Consider the following 11,258-nt stretch of genomic DNA (forward strand, 5'->3'; position numbering starts at 1 on the left):
GTGTAGCTCCAATTGGCAGAGCAGCGGATTCCAAATCCGCGTGTTGGGAGTTCGAATCTCTCCACCCCTGCCATATTTAAAGCCTCGTCGAAAGACGGGGCTTTTTTACATCTGCTATATTCAAGGCTCTGACTTAGGTCAGAGCCTTTTTCGTATTTTTCTACTTATATCGTCCGTACACACTATATGCAGTCAACAGATTTGTTGATGCGACCACTGCTGTACTAAGGCTGAATATAGACCTTCTCAGCGACTTTCCAAAATGCGGACAGCAGTGGGTTATCGAGGTTTGAGCGTTTACATACCACCCCTAACTTGAAGGGTTTGATAGGCTCTAGTTTTAGACGCTGGATCTTGTCCCGAACCGGACTGTTGACGATAACGACCTCTGGTGCAATGCCCACGCCACACCCCAGTGCCACCATACTAACAATGGCTTCATGACCCGATACCTGTGCATAGATGTTGGGCTTAATGCGCATTTTTTTAAACCATAGATTGGCTCTTTCGCGAGCGGTACCCGCTTCTGGGACTATAAACGGGATCTTATTCCAGTCTGGCATGCCATCAGCAAGTTCAGAGCCAAAGCTGCTGACCCCTGCTGGTGCGATGACAGATAGAGGTATCTCACTGATGGTCTCAAATTCCAACCTTGCAGGAAGCAGTTCGGGCAAAGCTGAGATAGCAATGTCGGTCTCATCGTTAATGACTTTATCTATTGCTTGCGCGGGATCGCCTGTTGAGAGCTCAAACTCGATATAGGGATAGAGCAGCCTAAACTCTGCCAATAGTTCGGGCAGATGGCTGTAACTTGCGGTGACCGAACAAAACAGTCGTAGCTTGCCGCGAAGTTCCTGTTCACCATGTTGGCTGTCTGATTGAAACTGTTGCCACTCACTCACAATGTTAACGGCGATCGGCAGTAATTTCTTGCCTGCAGGCGTTAGCTCTACTGAGCGGTTATCACGTAAGAACAGGCTTTGATGGGTGTCTTGTTCTAGCTTTTGAATCTGGCGACTCAGTGCAGAAGCACTGACATGCATCGCTGTTGCGGTTTTACTGAAGCTTTTACTCTCACAAAGGTGGATAAAAGCTTGAAGGCTTTTAATATTCATAACACTAAAGATATCGGTAGTTGCATTAATTGCAATAACAAATTGTGAATATATCACTTTAAGCAATTTGGTCTCTGTTTTAGTATGAAGTCATTCGATGATAAGCATCGACACTATGGACAGAATTCAACAGGAGAGCCCAACTATGGCTAACTATTTCAATACTCTTAACTTGCGTGAGCAATTAGACCAACTAGGTCGTTGTCGTTTTATGGATCGCTCTGAATTTGCTTCAGAAGCGGATTACCTAAAAGGTAAGAAAGTAGTCATTGTTGGTTGTGGTGCTCAAGGCCTAAACCAAGGCTTGAACATGCGCGATTCTGGCCTAGACGTGTCGTACGCACTTCGTCAGGCTGCAATTGATGAGCAGCGTCAATCGTTCAAAAACGCGAAAGACAACGGCTTCGTTGTTGGTAGCTACGAAAACCTAATCCCTCAAGCAGACCTAGTTGTTAACCTAACTCCAGACAAGCAGCACACTAACGTGGTTGAGACGGTAATGCCGCTAATGAAAGAAGGCGCATCACTAGGTTACTCTCACGGCTTCAACATCGTTGAAGAAGGTATGCAAATCCGTAAAGACCTAACGGTTGTCATGGTTGCGCCTAAGTGTCCAGGTACAGAGGTTCGTGAAGAATACAAGCGTGGTTTTGGTGTTCCGACTCTTATCGCAGTTCACCCAGAAAACGATCCTCAAGGTGATGGTCTTGAAATCGCGAAAGCATGGGCAGCAGCAACAGGCGGCCACCGAGCAGGTGTTCTAGAGTCTTCATTCGTTGCTGAAGTTAAGTCTGACCTAATGGGTGAGCAAACTATCCTTTGTGGCATGCTACAAGCGGGTTCAATCGTATGTTACGAGAAGATGATTGCTGACGGTATTGACCCAAGCTACGCAGGTAAACTACTTCAGTTCGGTTGGGAAACCATCACGGAAGCACTGAAATTTGGTGGCATCACGCACATGATGGATCGCCTATCTAACCCAGCGAAAGTGAAGGCGTTTGACCTGTCTGAAGAGCTAAAAGACCTAATGCGTCCGCTTTACAACAAGCACATGGATGACATCATCCAAGGCGAATTCTCTAGCACTATGATGGCTGACTGGGCAAATGATGACGTGAACCTTCTAGGCTGGCGTGAAGAAACTGCTGAAACAGCATTCGAAAACTACCCATCATCTGATGTAGAAATTTCTGAGCAAGAATACTTCGACAACGGCATCCTAATGGTGGCTATGGTTCGTGCAGGTGTTGAGCTTGCGTTCGAAGCAATGACGGCATCTGGTATTATCGATGAGTCTGCATACTACGAGTCTCTACATGAGCTACCACTGATTGCAAATACGATTGCACGTAAGCGTCTATATGAAATGAACGTAGTAATCTCAGATACAGCCGAGTACGGTAACTACCTATTCGCTAACGTTGCAACACCACTTCTTCGTGAGAAGTTCATGCCATCAGTAGGTACTGACGTAATCGGTAAAGGCCTAGGTGAGACTTCTAACCATGTAGATAACGGTAAGCTAATCGAAGTGAACGATGTTATCCGTAATCACCCTGTTGAGTATATCGGTGAAGAGCTACGCGGTTACATGACAGACATGAAGCGCATCGCTGTAGGCGGCTAAGCCGACCGAAAAATTAGATAAAAAAGTAAACACAACATAGCAAAAGGGGCTACCAATCGGTAGCCCCTTTCTTTTGTCGATGCCATTCGAGCTTAATGCCGAAATACAGCGACAAGTGGTTACTTGTCAGCTAGTTTTTGTTCTAGCTCAGCAAGCTTTTGTTCCATTTCAGTTAGCTTTTGGCGAGTACGAAGCAGTACTTGAGTCTGCACGTCAAACTCTTCACGGCTAACCACATCAAGCTTATTCAATTGGCCTTGAATCACTTGACGTACTTTCTGATCAACATCCGCACCAAGCTCTTTCACGGGTTGTGGCATAGAGTCGTGAATTTGCTTAGCAATCTGTTCAAGTTTCTTTGGGTCAAACATGTCTGGTAACTCCTTAAGTAATCCCACTATTCTATGTAATCCACCGAGCAATGTCGTTATTTAGCGTAATAAAAAAGGCCACAATGTGGCCTTTTTCTAATTACGTTATCTTCAATTAACAACGTAGAATCACATTAACTGTTTATACGCGATTCTCTTTGCATGCCGCTGAAGCTTCGTCAACTCGTGCAATTTTCTCTAAGTCTTTGTCTTCAACAAACACAGGTAGTGGCTTATGACGTTCTGCCAAGTAGGTGTAGATAACTGGCAGTACAAATAGCGTAAACAGCGTACCAATGGCAAGACCTGCAACGATTACGATACCGATACTAAAGCGTTGAGCCGCACCCGCACCTGATGCGTACATCAGTGGGATAAGACCTGCGATCATCGCCGCCGTTGTCATTAGGATTGGGCGAAGACGTACTTTCGCCGCTTCCATGACCGCTTCCATCTTGCTCTTCTTATGCAGAAGCTGCTCTTCTTTAGCTACCTCACAGATAAGAATACCGTGCTTGGTTATCAGACCGACTAGGGTAATCAAACCAACCTGCGAGTAGATGTTCATGGTCGCTGCGCCCCAAGCTAGAGCAATCAAGGCACCACAAATCGCTAACGGTACCGAGACCATGATAACGAATGGGTCTTTAATCGACTCAAACTGGATAGCCAGTACTAAGAAGATGATCGCCAGTGCCAGACCAAATGTTGCGTACAGTGCGCTACCTTCAGTTACGTACTGACGAGCTTCACCCATGTAGTCATGGTTGTAGCCGCTTGGCAGTTTGCTTTCTGCAATCGATTCAAACCATGCAATCGCATCACCCATCGCTACGCCTGGTGACGGTACCGCACCTACCGTTGCTGAGTTCAGCTGGTTGAAGTGAGGCAGTGAGCGAGGCTCTGCAACCACATCGATACTGATAAGGCTACCTAGTGGGATAGCTTGACCGTCGTCAGAGCGTACGAAGTACATGTTCATCGACTCTGGGTTCAGACGATACTTACGTTCAACCTGAGGAATCACCTCATACGAACGACCATTTAGGTCGATACGGTTGACGTAGCCATCGGCCATCATTGCACTCAGCGTAATACCGATATCTTGCATGGTCACGCCGTAGGCGCCAGCCATGTCTTTGTCGATATTGATTTTCATCGTTGCTGAATCGTAGTTCAGATCCAGCGTTGAGTAAACGAACTGTGCATTTTGCTGTACGTCACTCCAGATATCAGTCGCGATAGTAAACAAGCTCTCAAAGCTGTTTGGTGTCGTGATAACAAACTGAATAGGCAGACCTGAACCTGCACCAGGAAGCTCTGGCATCTGGAACGCAGTCACAGCCATACCTGGTACTTCAGCGACAAGAGCACCTACACGGTTCGCCACTTCAGCTTGGCTTGCTTCACGTTGACTCCATGGCACCATTGACGCAATACCAAATGCTTGGTTTGAGTTAGGAACGCCAGTAAACACCTGTGCAAACGCCACTTCCGGCTGATCGCTCAGAATTTTGTTCACATCGTTCATGGTGTTTTGTAGATAGTCTAGGTTCGCATTCGACGGACCAGTACCCATCAACATCACTACGCCTTTATCTTCCGATGGTGCAAGTTCACTTGGAATGAATTTGAACAGCATAGGGAGAGAGGCAAACACTATGATCGCAAAGCCGATAATAACCGGACGGTGCTGCATAACTGCCGTTAGCATTTTCTCGTAGCGAGCGGTCATGCGATCAAGTACATGATGTACTTTTTCCTCGAAACGGTTTGGTGTCTCGTTCGCTTTGAGTAGCTTCGAACACATCATTGGCGATAGCGTCAATGCGATGATACCGGAGACAAATACCGACCCCGCCAGCGTCAGGGCAAACTCTTTAAACAGCGAGCCCGTGATACCACCCATCAAGGCAATCGGCGCATATACTGCACCCAATGTAAGCGTCATTGCGATAACCGGTACCGCAATCTCACGTGTACCAATGATGGCTGCACGGAACGGTGACTCACCTAGTTTGATGTGACGGTCGACGTTCTCAAGAACAACGATCGCATCATCTACTACCAGACCGATAGCCAGTACCATCGCCAGCAGCGTCATCAGGTTCCATGAGAAGCCAATCGCCTGCATCACCATCGCTACACCAATCAGGGATAGCGGGATAGTTACGATAGGGATCAGTACCGCACGGAACGAACCTAGGAATAGAGTGATAACCACCAGTACGATTAATGCCGCTTCAAGGATGGTTTTGATAACCTCTTGAATCGATTCGTTGATCGCTACTGTTGAGTCATACATCACGTTCATTTTGATGTTGCTTGGTAGGTTCTTCTCAAGCTGAGGAAGAAGTTCAAGCACATCGGCTGCAATGTTGATCGGGTTAGCACTTGGTGCCGCGTTGATCGCTGCTACTACCGCTTCTTGGCCGTTCGCACTTGCGCGGTATACGTCGTGACTTTTCTCAAGCGTCACTTTTGCGATGTCACCTAAGCGAATCACTTGACCGTCACTTGAGCTCACAACAAGGTTCTTTAGCTCTTCTGTGTTCGATACCTGTGTATCGGCGCTGCCGTTATACAGAACGAACTCACCCGTAGCTTGACCGGTTGCAGACTGATAGTTGTTGGCATTCAGAACGTTCATCACGTCTGCTGCGGTCATATTCAGTGCTGCCATTTTTAGTGGGTCTAGCCATACGCGCAGTGCGTATTTCATACCACCGTACATATCTACTTTAGATACGCCGTTAACGGTAAATAGCTGTGGGTTGATTACACGCTCTAGATAGTCAGTTATTTGGCTCGATGCCAACTCATCACTGGTAAAGCCAATATAAAGTACCGCGGTCGTCGAACCGGTCGACATGGTTACCGTTGGGTCTTCGGCTTCTTTAGGAAGCTGAGAGCGAACCGAGTTGGTTTTTGCCAGAATGTCTGACAATGCCGCGTTCGGGTCGGTATTCAGCTTCATGTTTACCGTAATGGTCGATTGACCAAGCACAGACTGTGACGTCATGTAGTCAATGTTGTCGGCCTGCGCCACGGCTTGCTCCAGTGGCTGGGTAATAAAGCCCTGGATTAAGTCGGCACTCGCACCGTAGTAGCTGGTTGTCACTGTGACAACCGTATTCGTCATTTCTGGGTATTCACGTACCTGCATCTTGAATACGGCTTGCAAACCAAGCAAGGCAATCAAGAAACTGATCGATACCGCAAGAACAGGACGTTTTATGAAAATATCAGTAAAACGCATTTTGCCTCCAATTACAGCATCGGTGTCTCAGCTGGTGGGACAGTCGCATCACTTTCCACCACTTTAACTTTCACGTCGTTACTCAGACGAACCTGACCAGAGGTAACAATGATGTCATCTGGGCTCACGCCTTCTAGGATGTGGGCGATATCGCCAGTACGCTCACCAACTTTAACGACTTGCTGCTTAACGCGCTTCTCGCCATCAACATCAGTCACGACATAAACGTTGTCGCCGTATAGCGTAAACGTGATAGCAGTTTGCGGTAGCGTCACTTGGTTCTCTAGCTTAGGCAGAATGATGTTCGCACGAGCGAACATACCGCTACGCAGTTTGCCATCGTTGTTTGGAATGTCTGCTTGAACTTGGATCAGACCACTTTGGATGCTAACCGCAGGTTCAATCGCAGAGATAGAGCCTTTAAATGGTTGGTTTGGATATGCATCAACAAAGATGTCGACATCTTGGCCAATCGAAACGCGAGAGAAATCTGTCTGAGGAACAGTAAAACGCAGCTTCATTAGGCTAGTGTCTTCAAGACGCACGATATCGTCACTTGGTTGTAGGTATTGACCAAGGAAAACGTTACGGATACCAACAACACCAGAGAATGGCGCTTTGATCTCACGGCGGTCAATCTGAGCTTTTAAGCTTTCGATATCCGCGGATAGAGAGAAGTAGCTCGCTTCGGCATCATCGTAAGCTTCACGAGAGATAGAGCCTTTCTTGTAAAGACCTTGGTAACGCTCGTACTTTGCTTTCGCTGCAGGTAGACGCGCCTGTGAACTTTTAAGGTTCGCTTTTTCTACGTCTGAGTCCAGAGATACCAGCAATTGACCCTTTTCAACCATAGAGCCCGATGCAAACGAGATATTGCTGATCACACCACTCGTTTCTGAAGTCAGCGTGACACCTTGGTTAGGTTCTACGAAACCGATGGCTTCGATAACTGGTACCCAATCTACAGGTTTAACAGTGGTCACGGTGACTGGAAACTCAGGCTCCGGGCGGTTAGCTAAATACTCAGCAATTTTCTGTTGCTTGAACAGGTTGAAACCTATCACACTGCCGAACAGCAGTATTGCGATAAGTAGCATGAAAAATGTCCACTTTTTCATTCTAACGAGAACTCCACATTAGTGTTTAATAATTGCATCCCAACTTGCTTCAATCGCTGCTTCCAGCGATGCATCATCAAGTTGATACAGACCCAGAGCATGCTTGCGAGCAAGCGATACGCTTGCTTCTAAGCTTAGTCCAGACAGAATTTCATTATCGAGGTTTTTGAAAACCCCTTGTTTCTTTCCTTCGTTGAATAGGTTATCCACTTGGGCAAACATTTTTCGTTCCTGTTCCCGAGTTTCATAACTATTTTTTGAAGGAATCGAATCGTATTGGACGCGAGTCTTTAACGAGTCGATATTGGAGGCCGCTACCCGCCAAATGTTTAACCACATGGTGCGATACTGCTCCTTGAGCGGTTTGTCCGCATCCACGCCTTCTTGTACTGCCTTCGCCATGCGAGACACCACAAACTGTCGTAGCTCTTCTAAAAGATGGTCCTTATCATCGAAGTATCGATAAATTGTGCCGGCTGCGACACCTGCTCTATTGGCGAGTTTTTGCATCGACACGCCCTGTATCCCAACTTCGGCGACCATTTTTTGCGCCGCTTCTAGGATTTGCAGTCGTTTGTCGTTGGTATTGATTGCCATCATTAGCCATCCGCTTATCAGTGAATGAACGTTCATTCATTATAAAACAATCTGGGCATATTTGTGCAACTTATTTTTTAACCTTCTTTTATAAAGGTTAAAAAAACCTACGGGACATGGCATTGTCTGCATTCGCAGTCTATTATGTGCGCGTTACAAAACTTCACTAGTGAGCACTTCAATGAAGCTAAATCCGCAGCAAGATATGGCGGTTAAATACGTCTCTGGTCCATGTCTGGTTCTTGCCGGCGCAGGGTCGGGTAAAACCCGCGTGATTACTAATAAGATAGCCTACCTAGTACAAAACTGCGGGTATAAGGCGAGAAATATCGCTGCGGTGACGTTTACCAATAAAGCTGCGCGCGAAATGAAAGAGCGTGTAGGGCAAACCTTAGGAAAGAATGAATCAAAAGGCTTGATGGTATCGACGTTCCATACCATGGGGCTGAATATTATCCGCCGCGAGTACAAAGCGCTGGGTTTGAAAGCTGGCTTCTCTCTATTCGACGATCAGGATCAGATGGCTTTGCTCAAAGAGCTGACAGAAAAGCAGCTTGATGGCGATAAAGATTTGTTGCGCTCGCTACTGAGTTCCATATCGAACTGGAAAAACGACCTGCTCACTCCTGAGCAGGTCAAAGGCAGTGCGCGATCAGAGCAAGAGCAGTTATTTGCTTACTGTTTTGAGATGTACCAAATCCAGATGAAAGCTTACAACGCGCTCGATTTTGATGATCTGATTGCGTTGCCAGTGATTTTGCTTAAAACCAACCAAGAAGTGCGCGAACGCTGGCAAAAACGCATTCAGTATTTGCTGGTGGATGAGTATCAAGATACCAATACCAGCCAATATGAGCTGGTTAAGTTGCTTGTTGGCGAGCGAGCTCGTTTTACCGTGGTAGGCGATGACGATCAGTCTATCTATTCATGGCGCGGTGCTAAGCCTCAGAACTTGGTTCTGCTTAACAAAGATTTCCCAAATCTTAAAGCGGTGATGCTCGAGCAGAACTATCGTTCAACGAGTCGAATTCTGCGTGCGGCGAATATCTTGATTGCTAACAACCCACACGTTTTCGAGAAATCGCTGTTCTCAGAGATCCCTGATGGCGAAAAGCTCAAGGTACTTAAAGCCAAGAATGAAGAACATGAGGCAGAGCGTGTTACGGGCGAGCTCATTGCACACCGCTTTGTTAATCGCACCGATTATCGTGATTATGCCGTCTTATATAGAGGCAACCATCAATCGCGCTTGATTGAAAAGGCGTTGATGCAAAACCGAGTACCTTACAAGATCTCGGGTGGCACCTCGTTTTTTGCTCGTGCCGAAATCAAAGACATCATGGCTTACCTGCGTGTGTTGGTGAACCCGGACGATGACAATGCATTCTTGCGCATCGTCAATACGCCGCGTCGAGAAATTGGACCGGCGACATTGGAGAAGCTGGGTAGCTACGCCAATATGCGTAGCAAGAGCCTGTTCGAAGCCAGTTTTGAGTTGGGGCTAGAGCAGCACCTAACTGGTCGGGGGCTTGAGAACCTGCGTCGCTTTACTCAATGGATAGTGACCATTGGCGACAATGCCGAGCGTGGAAACACAGTAGAAGCTGTGCGCGCCTTAGTTCGTGATATTAATTACGAAGACTGGCTCTACGAGACGTCATCAAGCGCAAAAGCAGCAGAAATGCGCATGAAGAACGTGTCTGATCTCTATTCCTGGATTGTCGCAGACTTAGAGGGCGACAATTACGATAAAGAAGAGAAGACACTTAAAGAGGTGGTTCAGCGCCTTACTTTGCGTGACATGATGGAGCGCGGTGAAGAAGAAGATGATAGCGACGCTGTTCAACTTATGACTCTGCATGCCTCAAAAGGCCTGGAGTTCCCTTATGTCTATTTGATTGGATCGGAAGAGGGGATTTTGCCGCATCAAACCAGTATTGATGAGGACAATGTCGAGGAAGAGCGCCGACTTATGTATGTGGGTATCACGCGGGCACAAAAAGAGCTGACATTTACTATTTGTAAAGAGCGCCGTCAGTTTGGTGAGCTCATCAAACCCGAGCATAGTCGTTTCCTAGATGAGCTTCCATTTGATGATGTCGATTGGGAGCAATCCAAAAAGCCAGTCTCTGCCGAAGAGCGGATGCAAAAAGGCCAAGCGCACATTGCCAATATTCGTGCGATGTTCAATAAGAAGTAACGACATTTTGCACTCTATATAAAGAAGGGGCTCACTGGTTAGTGAGCCCCTTCTTTATATAGAGTGCTTTTTCTGAATTACAGACCAGCAATCATGTGCTCGATAGCATCGATGATTTCTTGATCCGAACAATCCATACAAGAGCCTTTTGCTGGCATTGCGTTAAAGCCGTTGATTGCGTGATCCGCTAGCACGTCTTTGCCTTGTGCAATACGCGGAGCCCAATCACCCGCATCACCCGTTTTCGGTGCACCACTCACACCAATTGAGTGACAAGCTGTACAGAAGGTGTTGTAAACAGTTGCACCATCGCGTGGACCAGTCGGCTCTGCAGCAACTGGCTCGCTGCCGGCTAAGTAAACACCACCAACAGGTTTAATACGCTCTGCGATAGCGTCATATTCTTCTTGGCTCACATCCGCTGCAAAAGAGGCAGTAGAAAAAGTTAGTGCAGCGACCAACACAGTTAAGATTCGACGAGACATATCCATTAAACTCACTTTACTATCCAACAAGGTAGCAAGTCGGTGCTTGCTATTCATTTATACGATTTTATTCTGCTTGCTGATCTAACGGCTGTTAAATCAATGTAAACATTGGGTGATTATATCCTGTTAACTTGTTGCAATAAACCACAACTTTTCAGCTTCACGGGGTGAATCACATCGTCAAGCTACTATTTTCGGTACCAAAGTGCTGAAAAAGACAACAAACGAGAAAAAAAGTTGAAAAAGTACTTTACGACATAGTGTGATATCCGTATTATTCCCATCCGCCGATAGGGCATGCGCCCGTAGCTCAGCTGGATAGAGCGTTGGCCTCCGGAGCCAAAGGTCGAAGGTTCGAATCCTTTCGGGCGTGCCATCCGGATACAATTATTGGCAACAAATAGTGGTGGCTATAGCTCAGTTGGTAGAGCCCTGGATTGTGATTCCGGTGGTCGCGAGTTCGAATCTCGTTAGCCACCC

At 46.8% G+C, this 11,258-nt stretch carries 8 protein-coding genes and 2 tRNA genes; 4 read left to right on the top strand and 6 right to left on the bottom strand.

Annotation, left to right across the window (positions count from 1 at the left end):
* Window positions 1–224: 224 nt before the first annotated feature.
* Complete coding sequence (ilvY, locus tag ACVA6Q_RS24310; protein WP_353497453.1) at window positions 225–1,115, bottom strand: HTH-type transcriptional activator IlvY; 891 nt, start codon at window positions 1,113–1,115, stop codon at window positions 225–227.
* 145 nt (window positions 1,116–1,260) lie between these two features.
* Between ilvY and ilvC the strand changes: the two genes are divergently transcribed.
* The gene (gene ilvC / locus ACVA6Q_RS24315) at window positions 1,261–2,745 is read left to right on the top strand and encodes a ketol-acid reductoisomerase (protein WP_353498628.1); all 1,485 of its coding nucleotides are present in this window, start codon (window positions 1,261–1,263) and stop codon (window positions 2,743–2,745) included.
* A 119-nt stretch (window positions 2,746–2,864) separates the two neighbouring features.
* Here the strand turns inward: ilvC and ubiK are convergent, their stop codons facing one another.
* The 4 genes from ubiK to ACVA6Q_RS24335 all read right to left on the bottom strand — a co-directional run bounded on the left by ubiK (window position 2,865) and on the right by ACVA6Q_RS24335 (window position 8,090).
* On the bottom strand, window positions 2,865–3,116 hold the full coding sequence (ubiK, locus tag ACVA6Q_RS24320; protein WP_042477776.1) for a ubiquinone biosynthesis accessory factor UbiK: 252 nt from the start codon (window positions 3,114–3,116) through the stop codon (window positions 2,865–2,867).
* 142 nt (window positions 3,117–3,258) lie between these two features.
* Entirely contained in the window at window positions 3,259–6,375 is a 3,117-nt protein-coding gene (locus ACVA6Q_RS24325; protein ID WP_446649183.1) for a multidrug efflux RND transporter permease subunit, read from the bottom strand.
* A gap of 11 nt (window positions 6,376–6,386) precedes the next feature.
* Entirely contained in the window at window positions 6,387–7,493 is a 1,107-nt protein-coding gene (locus ACVA6Q_RS24330; RefSeq protein WP_353497451.1) for an efflux RND transporter periplasmic adaptor subunit, read from the bottom strand.
* A gap of 18 nt (window positions 7,494–7,511) precedes the next feature.
* A complete protein-coding gene (locus ACVA6Q_RS24335) occupies window positions 7,512–8,090 on the bottom strand; it encodes a TetR/AcrR family transcriptional regulator (RefSeq protein ID WP_353498627.1) in 579 nt (192 codons plus the stop codon).
* Window positions 8,091–8,271: 181 nt separating this feature from the next.
* Here ACVA6Q_RS24335 and rep point away from each other — a divergent pair, with 181 nt between their 5' ends.
* On the top strand, window positions 8,272–10,290 hold the full coding sequence (gene rep / locus ACVA6Q_RS24340) for a DNA helicase Rep (RefSeq protein ID WP_446649184.1): 2,019 nt from the start codon (window positions 8,272–8,274) through the stop codon (window positions 10,288–10,290).
* 77 nt (window positions 10,291–10,367) lie between these two features.
* Here the strand turns inward: rep and ACVA6Q_RS24345 are convergent, their stop codons facing one another.
* Entirely contained in the window at window positions 10,368–10,781 is a 414-nt protein-coding gene (locus ACVA6Q_RS24345; protein WP_042501986.1) for a c-type cytochrome, read from the bottom strand.
* A gap of 296 nt (window positions 10,782–11,077) precedes the next feature.
* On the opposite strand from ACVA6Q_RS24345, the gene ACVA6Q_RS24350 reads away from it, so the two are divergent.
* Window positions 11,078–11,154, top strand: a tRNA-Arg gene (locus ACVA6Q_RS24350).
* A 30-nt stretch (window positions 11,155–11,184) separates the two neighbouring features.
* Window positions 11,185–11,257, top strand: a tRNA-His gene (locus ACVA6Q_RS24355).
* Window position 11,258: the final 1 nt, after the last annotated feature.

It is taken from the genome of Vibrio sp. DNB22_10_4, from assembly GCF_052879755.1.